The sequence below is a fragment of the Pseudomonas sp. EA_5y_Pfl2_R50 genome (genome assembly GCF_963970475.1).
Classification (GTDB): Bacteria; Pseudomonadota; Gammaproteobacteria; order Pseudomonadales; family Pseudomonadaceae; genus Aquipseudomonas.
In genome coordinates this window covers 1-23,727 of sequence record NZ_CAXAPT010000025.1, presented here as the reverse complement: position 1 = coordinate 23,727, position 23,727 = coordinate 1, and the positions used below count along the sequence as shown (strand labels likewise).

General features: G+C 59.9%; 13 protein-coding genes, 2 rRNA genes and 1 pseudogene. 11 read left to right on the top strand and 5 right to left on the bottom strand.

The window, feature by feature from the left end:
- Both AACY19_RS26285 and AACY19_RS26280 read left to right on the top strand, forming a co-directional pair.
- Nucleotides 1-5,177, top strand: a pseudogene (locus AACY19_RS26285) (LapA family giant adhesin); the annotation flags it as partial.
- Between the two features lie 148 nt (nt 5,178-5,325).
- Nucleotides 5,326-5,664 carry a hypothetical protein gene (locus tag AACY19_RS26280; protein ID WP_038369138.1) on the top strand — a complete coding sequence of 113 codons (339 nt, stop codon included), beginning with the start codon at nt 5,326-5,328 and terminating at the stop codon, nt 5,662-5,664.
- A gap of 115 nt (nt 5,665-5,779) precedes the next feature.
- On the opposite strand, the gene lapD is transcribed toward AACY19_RS26280, so the two are convergent.
- Both lapD and lapG read right to left on the bottom strand, forming a co-directional pair.
- Nucleotides 5,780-7,726, bottom strand: a complete 1,947-nt coding sequence (gene lapD, locus AACY19_RS26275) for a cyclic di-GMP receptor LapD (RefSeq protein ID WP_339454435.1) — start codon at nt 7,724-7,726, stop codon at nt 5,780-5,782.
- A 14-nt stretch (nt 7,727-7,740) separates the two neighbouring features.
- Entirely contained in the window at nt 7,741-8,433 is a 693-nt protein-coding gene (gene lapG / locus AACY19_RS26270; RefSeq protein ID WP_339454434.1) for a cysteine protease LapG, read from the bottom strand.
- A gap of 197 nt (nt 8,434-8,630) precedes the next feature.
- On the opposite strand from lapG, the gene AACY19_RS26265 reads away from it, so the two are divergent.
- The 5 genes from AACY19_RS26265 (at nt 8,631) to AACY19_RS26245 (ending at nt 15,706) form a co-directional block, all read left to right on the top strand.
- Nucleotides 8,631-9,341, top strand: coding sequence for a GntR family transcriptional regulator (locus tag AACY19_RS26265; RefSeq protein WP_339454433.1), 711 nt, complete (start codon nt 8,631-8,633; stop codon nt 9,339-9,341).
- Between the two features lie 769 nt (nt 9,342-10,110).
- The gene (locus AACY19_RS26260; protein WP_445262326.1) at nt 10,111-10,884 is read left to right on the top strand and encodes a DUF3050 domain-containing protein; all 774 of its coding nucleotides are present in this window, start codon (nt 10,111-10,113) and stop codon (nt 10,882-10,884) included.
- On the top strand, nt 10,881-11,810 hold the full coding sequence (locus AACY19_RS26255; protein WP_339454431.1) for a diiron oxygenase: 930 nt from the start codon (nt 10,881-10,883) through the stop codon (nt 11,808-11,810). Before AACY19_RS26260 ends, AACY19_RS26255 begins: the two co-directional genes overlap by 4 nt.
- A gap of 13 nt (nt 11,811-11,823) precedes the next feature.
- On the top strand, nt 11,824-15,216 hold the full coding sequence (locus AACY19_RS26250) for an amino acid adenylation domain-containing protein (protein WP_339454430.1): 3,393 nt from the start codon (nt 11,824-11,826) through the stop codon (nt 15,214-15,216).
- A 22-nt stretch (nt 15,217-15,238) separates the two neighbouring features.
- A complete protein-coding gene (locus tag AACY19_RS26245; protein ID WP_339454429.1) occupies nt 15,239-15,706 on the top strand; it encodes an SRPBCC family protein in 468 nt (155 codons plus the stop codon).
- 111 nt (nt 15,707-15,817) lie between these two features.
- Here AACY19_RS26245 and AACY19_RS26240 read toward each other — a convergent pair whose 3' ends face one another.
- Nucleotides 15,818-17,698 carry a methyl-accepting chemotaxis protein gene (locus AACY19_RS26240; RefSeq protein ID WP_339454428.1) on the bottom strand — a complete coding sequence of 627 codons (1,881 nt, stop codon included), beginning with the start codon at nt 17,696-17,698 and terminating at the stop codon, nt 15,818-15,820.
- Between the two features lie 303 nt (nt 17,699-18,001).
- Here AACY19_RS26240 and AACY19_RS26235 point away from each other — a divergent pair, with 303 nt between their 5' ends.
- The 4 genes from AACY19_RS26235 (at nt 18,002) to AACY19_RS26220 (ending at nt 23,353) form a co-directional block, all read left to right on the top strand.
- Nucleotides 18,002-18,502: a sigma-70 family RNA polymerase sigma factor gene (locus tag AACY19_RS26235; protein ID WP_339454427.1), complete on the top strand. Its 501-nt coding sequence runs from the start codon at nt 18,002-18,004 to the stop codon at nt 18,500-18,502.
- Nucleotides 18,502-19,503: a FecR family protein gene (locus AACY19_RS26230; protein ID WP_339454426.1), complete on the top strand. Its 1,002-nt coding sequence runs from the start codon at nt 18,502-18,504 to the stop codon at nt 19,501-19,503. The genes AACY19_RS26235 and AACY19_RS26230 overlap by 1 nt, the downstream gene beginning before the upstream one ends.
- Before the next feature lie 88 nt (nt 19,504-19,591).
- Nucleotides 19,592-22,096, top strand: a complete 2,505-nt coding sequence (locus tag AACY19_RS26225; protein WP_339454425.1) for a TonB-dependent siderophore receptor — start codon at nt 19,592-19,594, stop codon at nt 22,094-22,096.
- Between the two features lie 78 nt (nt 22,097-22,174).
- On the top strand, nt 22,175-23,353 hold the full coding sequence (locus tag AACY19_RS26220) for a PepSY-associated TM helix domain-containing protein (protein ID WP_339454424.1): 1,179 nt from the start codon (nt 22,175-22,177) through the stop codon (nt 23,351-23,353).
- 72 nt (nt 23,354-23,425) lie between these two features.
- Here AACY19_RS26220 and rrf (AACY19_RS26215) read toward each other — a convergent pair.
- Together rrf (AACY19_RS26215) and rrf (AACY19_RS27985) are read right to left on the bottom strand one after the other, a co-directional pair.
- Nucleotides 23,426-23,541: ribosomal RNA gene (gene rrf, locus AACY19_RS26215) — 5S ribosomal RNA — on the bottom strand.
- 105 nt (nt 23,542-23,646) lie between these two features.
- A 5S ribosomal RNA gene (gene rrf / locus AACY19_RS27985) occupies nt 23,647-23,727 on the bottom strand; the annotation flags it as partial.

Here is a 23,727-nt window from a genome sequence, read left to right as displayed (position 1 = left end):
AGGGCGGTTCGATTGTTTACACCGCAACCCTGACCAATGCCGCTGGTTCGCCAGTGACCGTGACTTTGTCCAACGGCGCCGTCATCACCATCGAAGCCGGCAAAACCACCGGCACCGTGACCGTTCCGGCACCCACTGACGATGTCTACAAAGACGCCGGCACTGTGCAAGCAACGATCAGCAACGCCACCGGTGGCAACTTCGAAAACCTGGTGCCGAGCACGACGCCAGCCGTGACCAGCGTCACCGATACCATCGACACCACCACCGTCAAACTGACGGCCACCGAGTCGGCGGCTGAAGGCGGCAACGTTGTCTACACCGCGACTGTCGGCGCACCGGTAACCGGCTCGCCAGTTGTCGTGACTTTGGCCAATGGTCAAACCATCACCATTGGTGTCGGCCAGACCAGCGGCACCGCGACCACCACTGCGCCTAACGATGCGTTGACCGGCCAGGCCTCGCTGACCAACTCGATCACCGGTGTAACCGGCGGCAACTATGAAAATCTGGTGGCCGACAAGACCCCGGTTTCGACCAATGTCACCGACACTGTCGACACCACTAACCTGTCGCTGAGCGCCACGGGATCGGTGGCCGAGGGCGGTTCGATTGTTTACACCGCAACCCTGACCAATGCCGCTGGCTCGCCAGTGACCGTGACTTTGTCCAACGGCGCCGTCATCACCATCGAAGCCGGCAAAACCACCGGCACCGTGACCGTTCCTGCGCCGACTGACGACGTCTATAAAGACGCCGGCACCGTGCAAGCCACGATCAGCACCGCCACCGGTGGCAACTTCGAAAACCTGGTGCCGAGCACGACTCCGGCCGTGACCAGTGTCACCGATACCATCGACACCACCACCGTCAAACTGACGGCAACCGCTACTGCGGCTGAGGGCGGCAACGTCGTTTACACCGCGACCGTCGGTGCTCCAGTGACTGGCTCGCCAGTGGTAGTAACGTTGGCCAACGGTCAAACCATCACCATTGGTGTCGGCCAGACCAGCGGCACCGCCACCACCACCGCGCCTAACGATGCGTTGACCGGCCATGCACCGCTGACCAACGCGATCACCAACGTGACCGGCGGCAACTACGAAAACCTCGTAGCCGACAAGACTCCGGTCAGCACCACCGTGACCGACACCGTCGACACGACAAACCTGTCTCTCAGCGCGACCGGCACCGTGGCCGAAGGTGGCCAGATCACCTACACCGCCACCCTGACCAACGCCGCTGGCTCGCCAGTCACCGTGACCCTGTCCAATGGCGCCGTGATCACCATCGACGCCGGTAAAACCACTGGCACCGTGACCGTTCCGGCACCGGCTGACGACGTCTACAAAGACGCCGGCACCGTGCAGGCCACCATCACCGGTACCAGCGGCGGCGGCTTTGAAAATCTGGTGACCAGCACGACTCCGGCCGTGACCAGCGTCACCGATACCCTCGACACCACCACCGTCAGCATCACCGGCAGCACCTCGGTGACCGAAGGCCAGACCGCCAGCTACACGGTCAGCCTGAACCACCCGGCGCAAACCGAAGTGATCCTGAAAATCGTCTACAGCGGCACTGCCGCCGACGGTTCGGACTTCACCGGTGTGTACACCGTGAAGATCCCGGCAGGTGCGAGCAGCGCGCAGTTCAACGTCGCGACCATCGATGACAAGATCACCGAAGGCACCGAGAACTTCGTGGTCAAGATTGATTCGGCTACTGGCGGCAACTTCGAAAACCTCGCGGTCAGCAGCACCAATGGCAGCGTCAGCACGTCGATCATCGACAACGATGCACCGCCGGTCATCGACCTGGACGCCAACAACTCCAGCGGCGCCACCGGTGCCGACTACAAGGTGACGTTCACCGAAAACACCCCGGGCGCAGGTGTGTCGATTGCCGACACCGACATCAGGATCACCGACCCGGACAGCACCATGCTCACCGGCGCCACCGTGGTCCTGACCAACCGTCAGGACGGCGATGCGCTGAACCTGGGCAACAGCGTCAATGGCATCACCATCAATGCCAACAGCACCAACGGCACCGTGACCCTGACCTTGTCGGGTAACGCGACGCTGGCCGACTACATGCAGGCGATCAAGAACATCAGCTTCACCAACAGCAGTGAAGACCCGAGCACCGTACCGCGCATCATCACCGTGACAGTGACCGATGGCGGCAACTACTCCAACACCGCGACCACCACGGTCAACGTGGTGGCGGTCAACGATGCCCCGGTTGCTGCACCGGTCAACGTCACCGGCACCGAAGACACGCCGCTGATCCTCGGCTGGTCGACCTTCGGTGTGAGCGATGTCGACAGCCCGGCCAGCAGCCTGGGCATCAAAATCACCCAACTGCCGGGCGAAGGCAAACTGCAGTATCTGGACGGCTCGACCTGGAAAGACGTCGCCAACAACCAGACTTTCAGCAAGGCTGACATCGACGCGGGCAAGCTGCGCTTCCTGCCGGATGCCAACGAGTCGGGCGTCAATGGTTACGGCGGCACCGGCGTGGGCAACAACCAGGCCGACTACGCGCAGATCAAGTTCCAGCCAACCGACGGCCAACTGCTGGGCAACACCGGCACCGTGAAGATCGACATCACACCAGTGGCGGATGCGCCGACCGTGAGCGTGGCTGACAACAGCGTGAAGTCCACCGGGCTGATCAAGGAAGTCTGGACCGGTCTCCCGGGCCTGGGCACCAACGGCAACGGCGCGGATTCGACCACGCTGAAAAATGTGATCGACGGCGCCGGCACACCGAACAGCAGCACTAACGTAAACAACGTGCAGTCTGACGGCAGCGTGACCGCCGGTACGGCGTCCAAGACATCCGGCCTGATCTATCTGGAAGCCGGCAAGACCTATACCTTCAGCGGCATCGCCGATGACAGTTTGCTGATCACTATCGGCGGCAAGAGCGTGGCTTCGGGCACCTGGGGTGCGGGTGGCGCCATCAATGGCTCGTTCACTCCGACCACCAGCGGCTACTACACCCTGGACATCTACCACCACAATCAGAGCGGCCCGGGCAGCTACGACGTCAACCTGTCGGTCAACGGCAGCACGCCGATCGATCTGAGCAGCGCCGGCGTGCCGATCTACACCGGCGTACAGGATCTGGTGAACTCGGGCGTGACTGTTTCCGATCTGCACGGCAGCAACGGCGAAGGCTATTACGACGGCTACAAGCTCAACACCGGCGCCGAAGGCACCACCGTGAAGCTGTCGGCGATCACCACCGCGCTGACCGACACCGACGGTTCGGAAACCCTGAGCGTGAAGATCAGTGGCGCGCCGGTCGGTTCGGTCCTCAGCGACGGCGCGGGTCATACCTTCACAGTCACCGCCAGCAGCGGCGACGCCAACGTCACTGGCTGGAACCTCGGCAGCCTCACCGTGACCCCGCCGCCGTACTACAACGGCCAGTTCAACCTGACCGTGACCTCGACTTCCACCGAGCAGGTCGGCGGTTCGGCCAGCAGCACCGCGACGATTCCGGTCAGCGTGGTGCCGGCGGTGTACAACGCCATTGTCGCCACCTCGGTCGATGACACCGTCACAGGCACTGATGGCAACGACATCGTCGTCGCCGACATTGGCGGCCTGACCGTGGTGCCGGGCACCAACTACAACATCGCGTTCATGGTCGACAGCTCGGGCAGCATGAGCACTTCGTCGCTCAACGCAGCCAAGGACTCGCTGACCTCGGTGTTCAACACCCTCAAGCAGAGCCTGGGCGGCAGCAACTCGGGCACGGTGAACATCTTCCTCGTCGACTTCGATACTCAGGTCAACAAGTCGGTGTCGGTGAACCTCAACGACCCGAACGCGCTGACCTTGCTCAAAGCGGTACTGGACTCGATGGCTTCCGGCGGCGGTACCAACTATGAGGACGTGTTCAAGACCACGGCCAACTGGTTCCAAAGCGCAGAGGCTGTGGCCAACACCGGGGCGAAGAACCTTACGTACTTCATCACCGACGGCCAGCCGACCTACTACCAGAGCGGCGAGCAGACCAACCCGACGCTGTACGGCAGCGTGAAACTCGACAGCGTGGTGAACACCAGCAACTACAAACTGGGCGACAGCTTCAGCACCTACATCGATAACACGCACTACCTGAGCATCAACAGCTCCGGCAGCGTCGTGCTGCAAACCTACAAAAACGGCAGCTGGAACTGGAGCAGCCTGGGCACCATCCACGCTCAGGGCGACGGCACTTACGAGTTGTCGAGCCTGGCCGGCAGCGGCAACAGCACCAGTTCGACCACGACCGACAACTCCACCAGCAGCTTCGCCTTGCTGAGCGGCCTTTCGAACGTCGAAGCGATCGGCCTGAACAGTGGCGTCAGCCTCAACGATCTGAAGCCTTACGACTCGGACAAAACGCCGCAAACCAACATTGATCCGAAGGATCTGGCCAACTCGATCATCGGTCACACCGAAGCGACGATGCCGGGCAACGACACGGTCAATGGTGGCGATGGCAACGACATCCTGTTCGGCGACCTGGTGAGCTTCAACGGCATTGCCGGCGAGGGTTATCAGGCGATGCAGGCGTTCGTGGCCAAGGAAACCGGGGTCGACGTCAGTAAAGTCACCACCAGCAACGTGCACCAGTACATCACCGAGCACTACCAAGCGTTCGATGTCTCTGGCGCCCATGACGGCAACGACACCCTGCTGGGCGGCGCGGGCAATGACATCCTGTTCGGCTCGGGCGGCAACGACTTGCTCGATGGCGGCAAAGGCAATGACATCCTGCTCGGCGGCACCGGCAACGACACGCTGATCGGCGGTAAGGGCAACGACATCCTGATGGGTGGTTCCGGTGCCGACACCTTCGTCTGGAAGTCGGGCGATACCGGTAACGACGTAATCAAGGACTTCAAGGCCAGCGAAGGTGACCGCATCGACCTGCGCGATCTGTTGCAGGGCGAGACCGGCAGCACCATCGATAACTTCCTGAAGATCACCACCGTCGACGGCACGTCGTCGCTGCAAGTCAGCTCGGCGGGCAAGTTCAACTCCGGCGACGCCGCAGCGGCAACGCCTGACGTGACGATCAAACTGGAAGGCAACAACTGGTCGAGCGCCAACATTCACAACCTGATTGCCGGCAGCGATCCGACCATCAAGGTCGACCACAACAACAGCTGATCCGCGAACCAAAACGGCCGCCCCATGGGGCGGCCTTCACGTTTGTGCTGTCCGGACCGGTGACGAGTGCGTCGCCGCCCCGCATACTCGCGCGCAGTTGGCTATGCTGCTGACAGCATGACGCTGGTTCATTTCTGAGGGATGCTCAATGTTTTACGTGCAACGCGATGCGCAAGGCCAGTTGATTCGCGTGGAAGCTGCGGCCTACGCCGAGGCCACGGAAACGCTGCCGGCCGATCACCACGAAATCCAGGCGTGGTACGCCAACGAAGCCGTGGAAAACAGCCTCAAACAGCTCAAGCAGAGCGACTTTGAAATGATTCGGGTACTCGACGACCTGATTCAGGTGCTGACCCAGAAAGGCGTGATCCGCGTCACCGACCTGCCACCGGCGGCCCAGGCCAAACTGATGGACCGGACCCAGGCGCGTGAGGCGTTGGGCGGGTTGAGTCAGTTGATCGATGAGGATGAGGGCGGGTTGATCTGATCCGGGATCTTCAGCGACTGAACTGGCCCTTTCGCGAGCAAGCCCGCTCCCACATTGCAATGTGGGAGCGGGCTTGCTCGCAAAGACAGCATCACTGAGACCAACGTTCCAGGGTTTACTTCCAGGGCTTGGGCTCACCGAGCAACTGCCCCTGCACCCCATACAAGCCCATCTCGCGAATCACCGACAATTCCCCTTCCGTCTCGACCCGCTCGGCAATCAGCGGCAGATCAATGCTGTGCGCCGCTCGCTGGATCGCCTCGATAAACAGACGCTTGTCACTCTCCTGATCAATCGCGCGGATGTAGCTGCCGTCGATCTTCAGGTACGCCAGCCCCAGCCGCGCCAGGTTGCCGATCATGCTGAAGCGCCCACCAAAACGCTGCAGGCTCAGGGAGAAACCGAGTTCGCGCAAACGTCGGGTCAATTGCTCCAGCACCGCCTGCTCGGGCAATTGCTCCTCACCAATTTCCAGGGTCAGCCTTGACCCAAGGTTGGAATGCGCGCGCAAAATCTCGAACACTTTGTTCAGCGCCTGCGGATCGGCGAGGGTCGCCGAGGACAGGTTCAGCGCGAGCGAGTCTTCGTGCTCTTTCATCTGCTTGAGCACGCGCTCGAGCATCAAACGGTCCAGCCGCGACGTCCAGCCGAAGCGCTCCAGCCATGGCAGAAAGCGTCCGGCCGGAATGGTCTGGCCCTGATCGTCGAGCAGGCGTGAGAGCACTTTGTAATGCAGCACCAATTGCGTATCTGCGGCGGCCACCACCGGTTGGAAATACAACTCGAAACGCTGCTGGCTCAACGCCTGGTCGAGCAAGCGATGCCAGGCGTGATGGTCGTCGCCAACGTCGGCGGTCAGGCTCTGATCGATACACGCCCAGTTCTGCTCGCCCTGCCCTTCGGCCTGCGCCAGCGCCTGATCGCCGAGGCTGAGCACCGACTGTGGCGAATCGCCGTGCGCGAACGGCGCCAGGCCGATGGACGCGACTGCCGCCACATCGGTCGCGCCGGTAGCGTGCAGACTGCTCAGGGCGCTGTCGAGGTTCTGCGCCAGTTGCAGGGCTTCCTCACGCACCAGCCCCGGCGCCAGCACCGCAAATTCACCGCCCCGGATACGCGTGACCAGGTTCTGGGTTTCCGGGTATTTGGCGCATTCGCGGGACAGTTGCTCGCCAACCGCTTTCAACAATTCATCGGTGCGCTGACCGCCCAGGCGCTGGTTGAGTCCGGCCAGATCCTTGACTCGCAACAGCAGCAGATAACCGGAACTGGCCTGCTCCGGGTTGCTGACCCGATTGTTCAGCTGCATTTCGAAATAGCGCCGGTTAGCCAGCCCTGTGAGGTTGTCCTGATAGGACTCGGCACGCAGTTTTTCACTGCGCTCAGCCTGTTCCTGAAACAGCGCCTTGAGCTTCTCGACCATCTGGTTCATCGCCTGCACCACGCGCCGCAACTCGGGAGTGCGCGGCAACTCCGGCAGGCTGAGAAATTCGCGCCGGGCAATCGCATGGGATTGCTGCACCATGTAGTCCAGCGGCTTCAATTGCCGACGCAGCAGCAGCGCACCAAGCACCGCACTGACCGCGCCGCAGATCAGCAGCCAGCCGAGGCTGCCCAGTGCGCTCTGCCACAGTTTGGCCACGGCAAACATCGGATGGCTGACCACTTCGACCCGCGCCGCCTGCTCCCAGCCACGGCTGACCAGCGCATCGCCACCGGCCGGTTCGAGGCCGATGAGTTTGACGAACCAGTCCGGCACGTTGCTCACAGCCGGACTGCCACTGCGCTCGACGATGGTCTGGTCAGTCTTCAGATCGACCACGCGGATGCTCGCGTAATAGCCACTGTCGAAAATCGAGCTGACCAGCAACTCAACCATCGCCGGGTCGTCAATGTTCGGCGTCAGCGACAAGGCCAGCGCCGTCGCGGCGTCCTGGGCGTGGGAGCGCAACTGGTTGACGTACTGGGTACGCGAGCTTTCCAGACTGACCATGAAGCTGCCGGTGAAGGCGACCACCAGGAACAGACAGATAGCGATCAACAGCTGTTTGAACAAAGACATCTGAGCGCGTGCTCCTAGTTAGTCGTCTCGACCGGAAAACCTTCGGCCTGCATTTTCTTCAATACATCCTGCCAGCGCGACAGGCGCTTGGTGTCACCGACCTTTTTGTTGCCCTTGGCCCCCGGCAAATACAGACCTTCGGCATTGAAAGAGTAGACCGGCAGCAAATCGGTTCGCTGGGACGCAGGCTGGATCGGATCGATCAGGCTGTCGAGCACCAGTGGCATTGCATCCGGGGTGGCATAGTAAGTCAGCACCATGTGCGCGCGGTTCTGGCGCAGTGCCTTGACGTAAGTGATGCGCAGCTTGTCACTGGAAACGCCGAGGTGACGCAGGCTGAAATACTTGGCGATTGCATAGTCTTCGCAGTCTCCGGCACCCTTCCACAGCGCTTCAATCGGCGTTTCCCAATAGTCGACTTCGTGCCACAGGTCGATGTCTTCGACGTAGCGCACCTGTTTATTGAAAAACAGGTTAACCACTTTGAGCTTGTCCATTTCACTGACTTGCTTCTGCGTGGCCAACAAATTCTGCCAGGCGTCGATGCGCTGCTGCCCGGCGCCCAGCGGGCCATACAGCGCCGCGGCCTTGCGGCTGATCGCGGAAAAATCCCAATCGGCATGCAGGCCGCCCAGCATGACGCCGGCCAGCAGCAGTGCGCAGCTTAGCCAGCGCAAGGTCCGGGAGATCGCGAAACGTGCCGCCACAGCAGATTTCCAGTGAGCAGAGGGGGAAAGCGTTCGATGGTGAAGGTTAGCCCAGCAAAAAACAATGGCACGTTGAGATCATCGCGGACACGCTAAACTTCACTTGGCACCGCAGTGTTTTACAAGGTTTGACAACCTGTAGAGCAATCACTAGTGTCATTTGGATCCAGATCAAGCCGACAACAGGGTGCGTAGTCGTGACACAGAAGCCCAATCCGCTGAATAGCATTAAAGTCGATGGGCCGATTCCTGCGCACCTCGCCCGTTCGATCATCGAAGAAACCCTGCGTGCTGCCATTCTCGATGGTCGCCTCCCGTGTGGCACCGCCCTGCGTCAGCAGGATCTGGCCGACTTGTTCAGGGTCAGCCGCATGCCGGTGCGCGAAGCCTTGCGCCAGCTCGAAGCACAGGACTTGCTGAGCGTCACTGCACACAAAGGCGCGGTGGTTGCCCCGCTGATCCAGGGCGACGCGACAGAGACCTACGAGCTGCGCATCCTGCTTGAATCCGAAGCCCTGCGTCAGTCGATCCCGCTGTTGACCCAAGCCGATTACGAACGCGCTGCCGGCTACATTGAAGAGCTGGAAATTCAGCACGACTATAGCCAGATCGGTCGGCTCAACCGCTTGTTCCACATGGCCCTGTACAGCAAGGCATCCAATCAGCGCCTGCTACGGCTGGTCGAAGACGGGCTCAATGAAGAAGAACGGTTCCTGCGCTTCAATCTTGAAGCCATGGGGCTGGGCAAACTGTCCCAGGACGATCACCGGGCGATGCTGCAAGCGGCGATCCAGCGTGATATCGAAGGCTCGGTGGAACAACTCGAGAAGCATCTCAACCGTGGCGTCGATGTCATCACCCGCTACCTCGCCAGTTCCGCCGCCCAAAGCCGCAAAGCCACCCGCTGAGCCTCCCCCACGCCAAGCAGGTCTGCCTGGCGAATAACCCGCTTACAAATCCCCCCTCCGATCAGCCGCAAACAGGCTGGCAGATCGGCACTCGCGCTCTAACCTCCCCCACGCTTGTCAGCCCGATATTTGCAGCCGAGATGACAAATCGGTAATAGCCGAGATGGCGATTTACCCGCACTCTGAATCCGCCAACCCAATAAAAAACGGGCGACGCGCCGCACCGCCGGCACAGTCCCCGCACACCAGGAACCTACGGAAGGAGCCTTGTCACGGGGAAAATGGGAGTCAAATGGCGCCGGTCACGGTCAACTTCCGCCCCCTTTAAATCAATTAGTCCCTTCTATTAGAAAGTTGCTTCGAGTGAGGCATTCACTCTTATTATGCAATTTTGGCCGTTATTAGCCGAAAGGAGCAACTACGCCCAAATAAAACTTAACCCAAAAGTTTTATTGGAAACGCTCATACTTAAAAAACCCGCAACTTAAAATAATTAAAAATACACTTGTTAAACACTGTTTCGCTGTATTAGCTTTCTCTCGCCGAGTTCGAATTGCGCGCTTCACTCCGGCACTCACCCGGCGCAGCCAGTGCTGCTTCAACGGTCTGAAACAAGGCCAAAACCGCATGACCGTTAACATGCAGCCCGCGCTTTGTTTACTTAACGGCGGACTTTAAATGGCCGCCTGAAGTCAAGCCTGACGAAGTTTCATTGATTACGTTGTTGCAAGCGTTGTTCCATTTCATATCAATGATAAAGGACATCATGATGCCCAATAAGAACCAACTCGCCCTGAAAAAAGCGGAACTCAGTATTCACCCGATCTTTTCCGAGATCACTTCATTATCGGTATTGCGTCGTTTCATGGAGACCCATGTGTTTGCCGTTTGGGATTTCATGTCTCTGACCAAGCGCCTGCAACAGGAACTGACCTGCACCCGTTTACCCTGGCTGCCGCCGCGTGATCCTCGCGCTGCCCGGCTGATCAACGAAATCGTACTGGGTGAAGAATCGGATGACCGCCTGGCCGAAGGTCACTACAGCCACTTCGAGTTGTATCTGGATGCGATGCGCGAAATCGGCGCGAGCACCACGGCGGTGGAGCGTTTTGTCGCGCTGCAGCAGGAAGGCGTGAGCCATGACGTGGCACTGCAGAGCGTCGAGGTCGATCCGGCGGCGGCGCAGTTCGTTCGCGACACCTTGCGCATCGCCTTGCATGCACCGGGGCACAGCGTTGCCGCCGCGTTTTTGCATGGACGCGAGAGCGTGATCCCGACCATGTTCCAGCGCATTCTCGATGACTGGGGCATCGGGATCGAGCAGGCACCGACCTTCCGCTACTACCTGGAACGACACATCGAAGTCGACTCCGAAGATCACGGCCCGGCAGCCGAACAACTGCTGGAGCGCCTGGTCGACGGCGACCCGCAGCGCGAAACCGAGGTCTACGCCAGCGCCATCGCCGCCGTGGAAAGCCGTATCGCCCTGTGGGACGGCCTGCGCCTGAGCATGCGCGAACCGTTGGCGGAGGTGGCCCAATGAACGCCGCCGACTATCAATCCTTCGCCGAGGCGTGGGAAAGCCGCGCAACCATCCGCACCCGGCCACGGCGCGTGCTCGAAAACGACGAACGCCTGATCTACCCGCTCAGTCGCCAGCCGTTGGTGCTCAGCGAAACCTTCCTGCGCGAGTGTCCGCAGCAACGAGATTTTGCTCTGATCCAGACGCTGTACAAGTTCATCAACGACGTGGTGATTTTCGAAACCGAGATCGTCGACAAGACCGCGCGCAGCATCGCCAAGAATCGCTTCGCCGTGGCCTTCCCGTTTGCTTGCCGTTACGACGCGATGACCGTGGTCGTCGACGAGGATTACCACGCCTTGGTGGCAATGGATTTCATGCAGCAAACGGTGGCCATGACCGGCATCGAACCCATTCAGTTGCCCGATGAAATCGAGCTGAGCCGGGCGATTCCCACCGCTGTAGCGCTGGCACCCGAACACCTGCGCAGCGCCGTGGAACTGATCTGCGTGGCCATCGCCGAAAACACCGTGACCGGCGACGTCGCGGCGTTTGCCCGAGACGACACGGTCAAACCGTCCATCAAGGGCTTGATGGCTGACCACCTGCTCGACGAGGGGCGTCATTCGAGCTTCTGGGCGCGGATGGTGCGCATCTATTGGCACACCGCCAGCGACGCGGATCGCGAGGTCATTGCGCAGATCCTGCCGGTGTTCATCGGCCACTACCTGACCAATGACATCCAGAAAGCCTTCGACCTGCGTCTGATCGACGCCCTTGCCGTCAGCGACGCAACCCGTTGCTCACTGAGGGACGAAATCAGCGGACTGGCGTTCCCGATCAATCGCCATCACCCGCTGGTGGGCAACATCGTGAAGTTCTTCCACCACAGTTCGCTGCTCGACACACCGTGCGTGCAGCACGCCCTGCGCGACTACCTGGTTTGACAAGGAGGCCGACATGAAACGTCTCGACATTTTGCTGATTGGCGCCAGCCAGGCCATGACCGATCTGGCACAGGAACTGGAACAACACGGGCACACATTGCAACGCAGCGCTGGCACGGCATCGACGGTGGACTTGATCATCGACGATGGCTTCATCGGCGCCGGCGATCGCTGCGCCATCCCGCACCTGCATTTGCGTCTGGGCATCGGCGCGCAAAGCACAGCGGGTTTGCCGACACTCGACCTGCTGTGCTTCCTCGGCTCATCACTGATCAGCCGTGTGCCGATTGGCGATGAGCCGTCCGGCAACGGCCAGGCACTGCGCCAACGGGTGCTGACGCATATCGTTGATGAAGTGGCACTGCTGGTCAGCCGCTTCTCCCGCGATGCGGACTATTTTCAGCAGGCCGCATGGCTGAAAGCGCCCTATTTCGAGCGGATGGAAAACCTGCTGTTTCTCGACAGCCTGGCCTACGTTCATCGTCGCAACGACACGGCGAATGCGGCGCTGCTGGAGCAGGCGCAGGTCCCCGTCATCGAGCGTCTGCAACAGAGCTTGATTCGCCACGCCGACAGACCGGCGCTGCACTTCGCCGAGCAGTCGATCAGCTACGGCCAGTTGCACGCCCACAGCTGCGCGATTCAACAACGCTTGCAAGCGATGCTGGAGCAGTCTCCGCAGCCGTGGGTGGTCGGCATCTGCCTGCCGAAGAGCCCGGCGCTGTTCGCCTCGATCCTGGCGATTCTGGGCAGCGGCGCGGTGTACCTGCCGCTGGAGCCGAGCCATCCCCTGCGGCGTCAGCAGTACATCCTGCAAAACGCCGGCGCCTTGTTATTGCTGCACGACGGCGAGCATCCACTGAGCGCGACGATGGCAGGGCTCGACGTCAGCGGCATCGCCAGCGCCGAAGCAGACCTCGACCAGCCATTGATGCGGCGGCGCCCCGAACGTGAGGCGCCGTGCATGGCGCTCTACACGTCGGGCACCACCGGCCATCCCAAAGGCGTGTTGCTCAGTCAGGCCAACCTCGCACACTTCACCGCGTGGTACGCCGACTACGTGAAATTGTCCGCCGAGAGCCGGGTGTTGCAGTTCTCGTCCTTGAGTTTCGACTCGTCGCTGATCGACATCTTCCCGAGCCTGCTTGAGGGTGCCGAACTGGTGGTGCCCGACGACACGCAACGGCGCGATCCATTGCAACTGGTCGCGCTGATCCGTCGTCGGCAACTGAGCCACGCATTCCTGCCGCCGGCGCTGTTGAGCATTCTGCCGCTGGAACAACTGGACGGTGTGCAAGTGATGACCGGCGGTGATGTCTGCGAGCCGTTCGTCATTGAGCAACTGACCCGTCACGGCACGCTGCATAACCTGTACGGCCCCACCGAAGCCACGGTGCTGATCACCGCGCGTCAGCTCACTCCGGGTGACAGCAATCGCAGCCTCGGCGCACCGATTGCCAACAGCCAGGTGCTGATTCTCGATGACGATCTGCAACCGGTGCCGGAGAACACTGTGGGCGAGTTGTTCATTGTTGGCCCGGGGGTTTGTCTCGGTTATCTGAACAATCCGCAGCAGACCGCCGAGCGCTATCTGACCCTGAATCTGCCCGACGGCCAAACATTGCGCGCCTACCGCAGCGGCGACATGGCGAAGTGGGGCGAGCACGGTATCGAGCTGTGCGGGCGGCGCGACAATCAGGTGAAGATCCGTGGTTTCCGGGTCGAACCGGAAGAGATCGAACGCTGCCTGCGCGAGAGCCGGTTGTACCGTCAGGTCGCCGTGGTGATCGACAGTCAGCGGCGGATTCTGGCGTTCCTCGCCCAGCCACAATCGGACACCGCTCGCGATGCCCTGAAGGCTCACGCCCGGCAGTTTTTGCCGGACTACATGCAACCGGTGGCGTGGACCGAGCGGGTCAGCATGCCGTTCGCCAGCAACGGCAAGGTCGACCGCAGAGCGCTGCTGGAAATGCCGGTGAGCGTGCAGGACAACGGCCCGAAATGCCTGCCGGCGAACGCCGACGAAGCATTGCTGCTGGACATCTGGGCTGAGCTGCTGGAGCTGCCGGGCAGCGACATTTCCACCGACGAGAGCTTCTTCAATCTCGGTGGTCATTCGATTCTGCTGTCGCGGATGCTCCTGCGTTTGCGCGAAGAGTTTGGCCGCAGCATTTCGATCAATCGCTTCATCGAACTGCCGACGATCCGCAAACTCGCGACGCTGGTGCGTGGCACCGATAACAACGCCGTGCTCAGCGCCCGGGCGATGGCCGACGCCGAACGCCCGCTGGATATCGAGCCGCTGCCGATCAGTCGCATGGGCGATGTGCACAAGGTCATCGTTACTGGCGCCAACAGCTTTGTCGGCGTGCACATCGTCGAGGCGCTGCTCGGTTGGGGCGCCAGCGAAGTCGCGTGTCTGGTGCGTGACGGTGGCGGGCAAACGGCGGCGCAGCGCTTTGCCGAGTCACTGCGGGAGAATCGCCTGGAGCATCTGGATCTGCGTCGTGTGCGGGTTTACTCAGCAGATATTTCGCGCCCGCAGTTGGGCCTGAACGACGACGATTATCAACGTCTGGATCGTGAGTTCGGCGCGTTGGTACACAACGCCGCCAACGTCAATCACGTACTCGATTACGAGTCCTTGGCGGCAGACAACGTCGAGCCGATTTTTGCCCTGCTGCGACTGTGCGAAGGGCAGAGCAAAAAGGTCTTCAATTTTGTCTCGACACTGTCGGCGTCCAGCACGGTCGATGCCGATGGCCGGGTGCTGGAACTGCCTGCCGCGTCGACTCCACCGATCTACATTCGCAACGGCTACAACCTGTCGAAATGGGTCGGCGAGCGCATCCTCGAACGCGCGCGGGAGCGTGGGGTATGGGTCAACCTGTATCGCCCCGGGAACATCAGTTTCAACAGTTTGAGCGGCGTGTGTCAGCCGCACAAAAACCGTTTGATGCTGATGCTCAAAGGCTCGATCCAGCTCGGTCAGGTGCCGGCCTTCGCACTCAATTTCGACCTGATGCCGGTGGACTTTCTCGCCCGGTTCATCGCCTTCCATGCCAGCCGTTACGCGCCGCAGCGCGCAGTGTTCAATCTGCACAATCCAGAGCCGCTGAGCTGGGATGCCTACGTCGCGTCGTTCCGCGCAACCGGCAGCGAGTTCTCGCTGGTGAGCGTCGCCGACTGGCAGCAGCAACTCGGCCGCGTCGATGTCGACAACGCGCTGTTCGGCGTCCTCGGTTTTTACCTCAACGGCTTCGAGGAAGACATCGGCGACATCTCGCTGATCGGGCATGCCAACGCCCAGGCCGGCGTACAGCAGATGGGCGCGCACTACCCGCGCAAATCCCCGGCGCTGCTGCGTCGCGGCTGCGATTACCTGAAAGAAATCAACTTCATCTGACTCAACAACAAGGAGCATCACCATGAGCACGCTGCAACCCGACACTCTGATCAAAAACCCGCAAGGCTGCCACGTCGTTTCCTCGATAGAAGTACCTGCGGACGCTGCGCAGGTCTGGGCGGTGGTCGGTGACTTCGGCGGTTTCGACCGCTTCATTCCGGCGCTGTCGCACATCGACATGACTGGCGAGGGCGTGTCCTCGTTGCGCAAGAAGTTCTTCAAGGATGGCAACGTAGTGGTCGAACAACTCAACTCCCGCGATGAGCAGGCGCGGAGCATGACCTGGACGACGATCTACAACACGTTGGGTGTGGCGAATCTGTGGGCGGCGATGGAGGTGCAGTCGTTGGGTGCAGGCAAATCCCGGGCGACGTGGACGATCATTGCCGAGCCGGCTTCGGCTGGTGAGGAAGCGTTGCCGGGGTTCAGGGATTTTGTGCAGGGGTTTGCGGATGACGGGATGGGGAATGTGTTGAAGCTGTTTGTTTAAGACTTGGTTTTGGCGGTGAATGAACCACCGCTTTCGCGAGCAAGCCCGCTCCCACATTTGGAAGCCATTTCCCTGTGGGAGCGAGCCTGCTCGCGAAGACCGATGACGCGGTCAGATTTTGAAACTGTCGACCAGTTGCTTCAGGCGATTGGCCTGCTGCGACAACGCATCACAATCCTTCAATGTTTCATTGAGATTGGCCACGCTCTGCTGGTTCAACAGGTTGATCTGGTTGACGTCGACATTGAGGGTTTCGACCACGGCGGTCTGCTCTTCGGTCGCCGCAGCCACCGACTGGTTCATGCCGTCGATTTCGCCGATGCGCTGGGTCACGCTGACCAGACGCAAACCGGCCTGATTCGCCACTTCCACGCTCTGCTCGCTGGACGCCTGACTGGCGTTCATCGTGGTCACCGCTTCACGCGAACCGACCTGCAGCGAGGTGATCATTTTGTGGATCTCTTCCGCCGACTCCTGGGTGCGATGGGCGAGGTTACGCACCTCGTCCGCCACCACCGCAAAACCACGCCCGGCTTCACCGGCACGGGCCGCTTCAATGGCCGCGTTGAGCGCCAACAGGTTGGTCTGCTGCGAGATGCCTTTGATCACATCGAGAATGTGCCCGATGTTGTCAGTGCTGGCATTCAGGGTTTCGATCTGCGTGCACGACAGGCTGATCTTCTGCGACAACTCGGTCATTGCCAGAATGGTTTGTTCAACCACCTGACGACCGTCATCAGCCTGTTCGCTGGCGCCGCTGGCGTGTTGCGAAGCGTCGGCAGCGTTGCGGGCGATTTCCTGCGTGGCAGCGCCCAACTCGTTGATTGCGGCAGCGACACTGTTGGTGCGCGCACTTTGCTCATCGGAACCGACGATAGATGCGTTGGACGATGCCATCACCCGTTGCGAGAGGTCATGTACGTGACGGGTTGCGGAAGACACTTCGGAAATCGAGGCGTGAATCCGCTCAACGAACTGGTTGAACGCGCTGCCCAATTCACCGAATTCGTCTTTGCTCTCGACGACCAGACGACGGGTCAGGTCGCCTTCGCCTTGAGCGATGTCCTGCATCGCGCGGCCCATGGTGGTCAGCGGACGCATCAGAACGTTGATCAACAAGCTCAACAACAACGCAATCGCGCCGACAGCGACGAACATCGCGATCAACGCCGAGGTACGGAATTGGCTGAGTGCGGCGTAGGCCTTATCGCGATCAATCGACAGACCGATGTACCACTGCGCATTCGGCAGATCGCTGACCGGGGTGAACGAGAGGATGCGCTCCTGACCATTGAGCACCACGTTCTGGTTGCCCTTCTCGATGCGCACGCTGGTGTTCGGGTAGATGTCCTTGAGGTTCTTCATCACCTGGTCTTTGTCCGGACTGACGATCACCTGACCGTCAGCGCTGACCAGGAATGCATGTCCCAGACCACCGAAGTCCACCGAGTTGATGATCTTCACCAGGGTTTCCAGGCTCAGGTCACCACCGACCACGCCGAGCAGCTCGCCGTTCTTTTTCACCGGCATGGCGATGGTCACCACCAGCCCACCGACGGCCGCCATGTACGGCGGCGTCAGCATGGTTTTGTCGGCGGCAACGGCCTGCTTGTACCAAGGGCGCTGACGTGGATCGTATCCGTCCGGCATCTTCGCATCAGGGCGCTGGGTGAACACGCCGTTAGCCTGACCGACATAGGTGAACTGGAAGTTCGAGGTGAACGCCGGTTGATCGACCAGGCCCGGAAAGTCGGCGTCCTTGCCCTGATGGGCGACGTTCTGCGCGAGGTTCTCCAGCACCAGAATCCGCCCGCTCATCCAGTTCTGCACGCTGCTGGCGGTCAGATCGCCGGCCTGCTGCACGGAGGACTGAAGGTTCTGGCGAATGGTATTTCGCTGCAGATAATCGTTGTAGAGGGTGAACAGCGCGAACGCCAGGACCACGACGCCTGAGGCGGCCAACAGGATTTTATGGCTGAACTTGAGATTCATTTCATGGGACTTCTTTTGCCAAAAGGGGGGATGCGTTACGGATGCAACATTCCATGTACAGCGCAGGCAGCGTCTTCTGGCTGCTCTGATTTGGTGCACGCATGTCTCACCAGTCTGTCGGCACGTATCGGAGAAATCTTAGGGTTGCGCGGGAAATGGATGACATTCCTGGCAGATTCCCGCCGAACGGTGCGCTAGAGCGGTCGGCGTACAACTTTTTATCGCGGTTGCAAGAGCAGCAGTTGCAAATTCTGTAACCCTTGATGACAATGCGAGTAATTATCATTTGTGACGTTCGCGTTCATGTCCTCACCTGAGTTAGCAGTACAGGCGCTTTACAGGAGTCATCACGGCTGGCTCAACGCTTGGCTGCGCGCGCGGCTGGGCAATGCAGCGGATGCCGCAGACCTCGCCCAGGACACGTTCGTGCGTCTGCTGCAACGCACCGAACGCCTCGAACTCAAGGCGCCGCGCGCCTTCCTGCGTACTGTCGCTCGCGGCCTGGTTATTGATCACTGGCGGCGCGAGGAAATCGAACGGGCCTATCTGGAAACCATCGCGCATCTACCCGAAGCCGAAACGCCGGGTGCCGAAGCCCGGGCACTGGTGATCGAGTTGCTGGAAAGCATCGCGCGCATGCTTGAAGGACTGAAGCCGAAAGTACGTCAGGCATTTCTCTTGGCACAGTGCGAAGGTTTGACCCACAAGCAGATCGCCGAACAGATGGGTTTGTCGCTGCGCTCGGTAGAACGCTACGTCGCCGACGCGCTGTATCACTGCTACGTGCTGCGGTACGAAAGCTGATGGCTGTGGATAACGTTTCTCTCAACCGGCGCAGCGAGCCGCAGCAGCAAGTGGTCAAGCAAGCCATTCACTGGCTGCTGCGCTTGCGTAACAACCATGGCAACCCACGTTTGAACCGCCAGTGCGAGCAGTGGCGCGCTGAGCACCATGAGCATGAACTGGCCTGGCAACGGGTGCAGTCACTGCAAGCCGAGTTGAGCACTAACCTGCGCGCGGTGCCCGGTGCGCAAGTGGCGTTCAACACGCTGGAAAACAGCGCGCAAGGTTTGGGCCGGCGACAGGCGTTGAAGTTGTTGTCTGGCGCCTTACTGATGGGCTCCGCAACGTGGTTGGCCAAGGACACGGCTGCGTGGCAGCAGTGGAGCGCCGATTACGCCACGGCCACTGGCGAGCGACGCGGCTTCCAGCTGCCGGACGGCACGCGCATCGAACTCAACACCGCCAGCGCCGTGGATCTCGATTACACCGCGCAGCAGCGGCTGATCAAACTGACCCGTGGCGAAATCATTGTCACTTGTGGCGGCGCTGATGAAGGCGCGGCTTTCGAGCGACCGTTGCGCGTGCAAAGTCGCCATGGCACTTACGAGCCACAGGATGCGCGGTTCATCCTGCGCCAGAACAGCGATTGCACACGGCTCAGTGTCACCAGTGGCCGCGTGGCCATTCATTCCTCTGGCTCGACTATTGAGGCACTGGCCGGACAGAGTTATCTCATCGATCACCATCAGGTGCGCGTGGCGCCGGCACTGGATATGGATGTCGGCGCGTGGGCCGACGGTTTGATCGTCACACGCAATATGCGCCTGGGTGATTTTCTCAGCGAAGTCGGACGCTATCGTCAGGGCTTTCTGACCTGCACTTCGGACGTTTCCGACTTGCGCCTGTCTGGCGTTTTCCGCCTCGAAGACACGGACAAACTGTTGGCGATTCTGCCGCAGACCTTGCCGGTGCAATTACGCTACCGCACCCGCTGGTGGGTGGCCCTGGAACGTGTCGTCTGAAATTATTCTGGCGGGTTTTCGCAGACAGTCCGGCTTAGTCAGTAAGCACTTCAACTCAAGCGTTTGCGACTTCCTACGGAAACCTACAATGACTGTCCGCGCCACTTGTCAGAACCCTCCGAAATTCACCTGCGAATCGAATGTTTTGCGTCATGCCGTTCGAGCAGCGCTGTTGTCTACCGCGCTGGGCGTGGCAGTGTTGCCGAACCTGAGCGTGGCGGCCAGCACCGTTAACAGTGACGTCGGCCATCGTTACAACATCGCCGCCGGCCCCTTGGGCGAAGCGCTGAATCAATTCGCGCGTCAGGCCGGTATCACCTTGGCAATGACACCGCAACAAACTCAGGGGCGGCAATCGCCGGGCGCACGGGGTGAGTATTCGACTGATCAGGCACTGAGTCACTTGCTCGACGGGTCCGGGCTTGAAGCGGTCAGTCAGGATGGCAGCAACTACACCTTGCGGCCGATCACGCAAACCGAAGCGCTGGCTCTGCCAACCACCGACATCAAAGGCTTCGCCCTTGGCAACGCGCTGGGCAGCATGGACGGCTACAACGCCACTCACAGCCAGATCGCCACCAAAACCAGTACCGCGCTGCTGGAAACTTCGCAAAGTGTGTCTGTGGTCACTCGCCAACAAATGGACGACCAGGGCTCGCAGACTGTCTCGCAGGCTATGCGCTACACCCCAGGCGTGCTGACCAACCCGTATGGCGCGACCCACCGTTATGACTATGTCGCCATGCGCGGTTTCAACGACGGCTCGGTGGATAACATCTACCTCGACGGCCTCAAGTCGATGGGCGACAGCGGCACCTACAGCACCATGCAGGTCGACCCGTATTTTCTCGAGCGCGTGGACATTCTCAAAGGCCCGTCGTCGGTGCTGTACGGCCGCAGTTCGCCAGGTGGCCTGGTGGCACTGACCAGCAAAAAACCGTTGTACGAGGCTTACCATCAGGTGCAAGCCACAGTCGGCACGCAGGGGCAACGCGGGGTCGGTTTTGATTTCAGCGGCCCGGTCGATGACGACAAGCGCATTGCCTATCGTCTGACTGGGTTAACGGATCAGTCCGACACGCAATTCGACCACAACAAGGAAAAGCGCTTCGCCCTGGCACCGACGCTGAGTATCGATTTCAGCGAAGACACCTCGCTGACCTTGCAGGCTTATCTGCAACACGATCCGGATGGGGGCTACCACGGCGGTGTGCCAGCCGATGGCTCGATTCATCAGCGCAATGGCAATCGGATCTCCCCGAGCTTCTTCGAAGGCGAGCCGGGGATTGACGGCTATTCGCGTGATCAGCAGTCGTTCGGTTATCAGTTTGAGCATCGCTTCAACGATGTCTTCACCGCGCGGCAGAACTTCCGTTACCTCGACTCCAAAGTGAATATGGATCAGGTCTACGCCTATGGCTGGACCACGCCAACCAGCAACGAGCTAAACCGTTATTACACCGGCGGTGACGAGCGTCTGCATGCGTTCATCGTCGACAACATGCTTCAGGCTGAATTCTTCACGGGGGCGACCAAACACACGGTGTTGATGGGCGCCGATTATCAGCGACGCAAAACCGTGGTCGATTGGACCAGCGGCGGGCTCGCGCCGATCAATGCGTTTAACCCGGTGTACGGCAACTCGGCGATCGATATGTACGGTGAAACCAGTTATCTGCGGCGCCTGGAGCAAACCGGGGTTTACCTGCAAGACCTGATCGAGATGGACAAATGGCGCTTCTCGCTGGGCCTGCGCCAGGACTGGGTCGAAACCTCCGACGAAAACCGCATCGCCGAAGCAGGGCGCCCTGAAGGAACAGAGATCAACGACCGCCGCACCAAACTCACTGGCCGTGCTGGCGCGCTGTACCTTTTCGATAACGGCCTGGCGCCTTACATCAGCTACTCCGAGTCTTTCAACCCGAACTCCTATGCCGACAGCGCCGGTAACCCGCTGGCGCCTACCGATGGCACGCAATGGGAAGTCGGCCTGAAGTATCAACCGCCCGGCACTGACAACCTGTTCACCGCATCGCTGTTCCGCATTGATCAGGAGAACCTGGCGACCAAGCTTCCGCAGGAAAACTTCTATCGCGCTGTAGGCGCTGTCCGCTCGCAAGGTCTGGAGCTGGAAGCGCACATGCAGTTGACTGACAACCTCAAAGTCCTCGGCAGCTATACCTTCACTGACATCGAGTATTCGAAGTCGATGGTCAGCACGTTGAGCACGCCGACCGATGTGATTGAAAACAAAGGCAACTCGCCGACGCAGGCACCGCGACACATGGCGTCGTTGTGGGCGGACTACAAGTTCGACAGTGCGGCACTCAATGGCCTGCGCCTGGGCGGTGGCGTGCGCTATGTCGGATACAGCTGGGCAGATGCAGAGAACACCATGAAGGTGCCGTCCTACACCTTGTTCGACGCCTCGATTGGCTATGACTTGGGCAAGGTCGGGCTGAAGGGCGTTGACCTACGCCTGAATGCGAACAATCTGACCAATGAGTCCTACGTGGCATCCTGCGCCAGTCTGAACTTCTGCTACATGGGCGAAAAGCGCAATGTGGCGGCAACGGTCAGTTACCAGTTCTAAACCTTTTGTCCTGTGCATAAAAAAGCCAGCCTCTGATTTTTCAGAGGCTGGCTTTGTCGTTCCTGTGGAGAAATTTTCATGCGTGCGTTTCTGGTTTTATTGCATCGGTATATCGGCTTGGCCACAGCGGTGTTTCTGCTGCTGGCCGGCGTTACCGGGAGCATTCTGGCGTTTAACCATGAGCTGGACGAATGGTTGAATCCACAGTTTTATTCAGCCTCTGCGCAGGGAATGCAACTGCCGCCAGGAAAGCTGGTGGATGCGGTGCAAGCTGCGCATCCGAAGCTGCAGGTCTGGTACATGGAGTATCCGCACGAGGCGGGGCACACCGCATTGCTGGCAGCGGTACCGCGCAATGATCCGGCGACAGGCAAGCCGTTTGATGAACGTAATCAGGTGTTTTATCTGGACCCGGTGAACGCTGAACAGAAAGGGCAGCGTTACTGGGGGGCGTGCTGTTTTCAGCGGGAAAACCTTGTCCCGTTTATCCTTGAGTTCCACTACAACCTGACATTGCCGGGCAACTGGGGATTGTGGCTGATGGGTTTGGTGGCCATCGCCTGGGTGATCGATTGTTTCGTCGCTTTGTGGCTGACCTTGCCGCGTGGCAAGCCCTTCTGGCAGAAGTGGTCGACGTCCTGGAAGATCAAGGGTGGGCATGCGTATCGGCTGAACTTCGATCTGCACCGTGCCGGTGGATTGTGGCTTTGGCTGTTATTGCTGCCGATCGCCGTGAGCAGTGTGGCGATGAACTTGCCGAGTCAGGTGTTCAAGCCTGCGGTCTCATTGTTTTCATCGATTGAACCGAGCGTCTATGAGACACGAGGGCGGATGCCTGTCGGTGAGCTTGGGGTAACGCAGTTGAGTTATCAACAGGCATACGAGAGGGCGTTGCAGGAGGGTAGGCGGTTAGGACTGACTGCCGCGATCGGGGAGTTGTATTACAGCTTTGAGTACAACTTTTACGGTGCAGGATTTGGTCAACACGATACAGACGCTCATGGCAAATCCTGGTTGTTCTTTCACGGTACGGACGGGCGATTACTGGGGCAGGAGCTCGCAGGACAGGGGACGCTGGGGGAACAGTTTTACCGGCTGCAGTTACCGATACACGGGGGCCGGATCATTGGTGTCACCGGGCAGGTGATGATCGCGCTGCTAGGACTCTTGATCGCGGGGCTGTCGGGGACTGGTGTCTATGTCTGGTGGCGCAAATGGCAAGCACGACGCATGAGCAAGACACGTAAAGCGATTTGATAGTGGATTTTGGAAGGCGCTGAAATGACAAAACCCCTGTCTGCGTTAGCAGACAGGGGTTTCGGAATTTAATCTTGACGATGACCTACTCTCACATAGGGAAACCCCACACTACCATCGGCGATGCATCGTTTCACTTCTGAGTTCGGGATGGGATCAGGTGGTTCCAACGCTCTATGGTCGTCAAGAAATTCTGTATCTGGCCCGTCAACACGGTAACAAGCCAGAAAAAACGGATGTTTCTACTAAAACAAAACCCCAACTGCTTTCGCAATTGGGGTTTCGGAATTTAATCTTGACGATGACCTACTCTCACATGGGGAAACCCCACACTACCATCGGCGATGCATCGTTTCACTGCTGAGTTCGGGATG

Bases quoted from the DNA above. Each gene is read 5' to 3' on its own strand.
- AACY19_RS26250 (WP_339454430.1), top strand. From the start codon at position 11,824: ATGAAACGTCTCGACATTTTGCTGATTGGCGCCAGCCAGGCCATGACC.
- AACY19_RS26245 (WP_339454429.1), top strand. From the start codon at position 15,239: ATGAGCACGCTGCAACCCGACACTCTGATCAAAAACCCGCAAGGCTGC.
- AACY19_RS26230 (WP_339454426.1), top strand. From the start codon at position 18,502: ATGGCTGTGGATAACGTTTCTCTCAACCGGCGCAGCGAGCCGCAGCAG.
- AACY19_RS26220 (WP_339454424.1), top strand. From the start codon at position 22,175: ATGCGTGCGTTTCTGGTTTTATTGCATCGGTATATCGGCTTGGCCACA.
- AACY19_RS26240 (WP_339454428.1), bottom strand. From the start codon at position 17,698: ATGAATCTCAAGTTCAGCCATAAAATCCTGTTGGCCGCCTCAGGCGTC.
- AACY19_RS26260 (WP_445262326.1), top strand. From the start codon at position 10,111: ATGCCCAATAAGAACCAACTCGCCCTGAAAAAAGCGGAACTCAGTATT.
- AACY19_RS26225 (WP_339454425.1), top strand. From the start codon at position 19,592: ATGACTGTCCGCGCCACTTGTCAGAACCCTCCGAAATTCACCTGCGAA.
- AACY19_RS26235 (WP_339454427.1), top strand. From the start codon at position 18,002: ATGTCCTCACCTGAGTTAGCAGTACAGGCGCTTTACAGGAGTCATCAC.
- AACY19_RS26255 (WP_339454431.1), top strand. From the start codon at position 10,881: ATGAACGCCGCCGACTATCAATCCTTCGCCGAGGCGTGGGAAAGCCGC.
- lapD (WP_339454435.1), bottom strand. From the start codon at position 7,726: ATGTCTTTGTTCAAACAGCTGTTGATCGCTATCTGTCTGTTCCTGGTG.
- AACY19_RS26280 (WP_038369138.1), top strand. From the start codon at position 5,326: ATGTTTTACGTGCAACGCGATGCGCAAGGCCAGTTGATTCGCGTGGAA.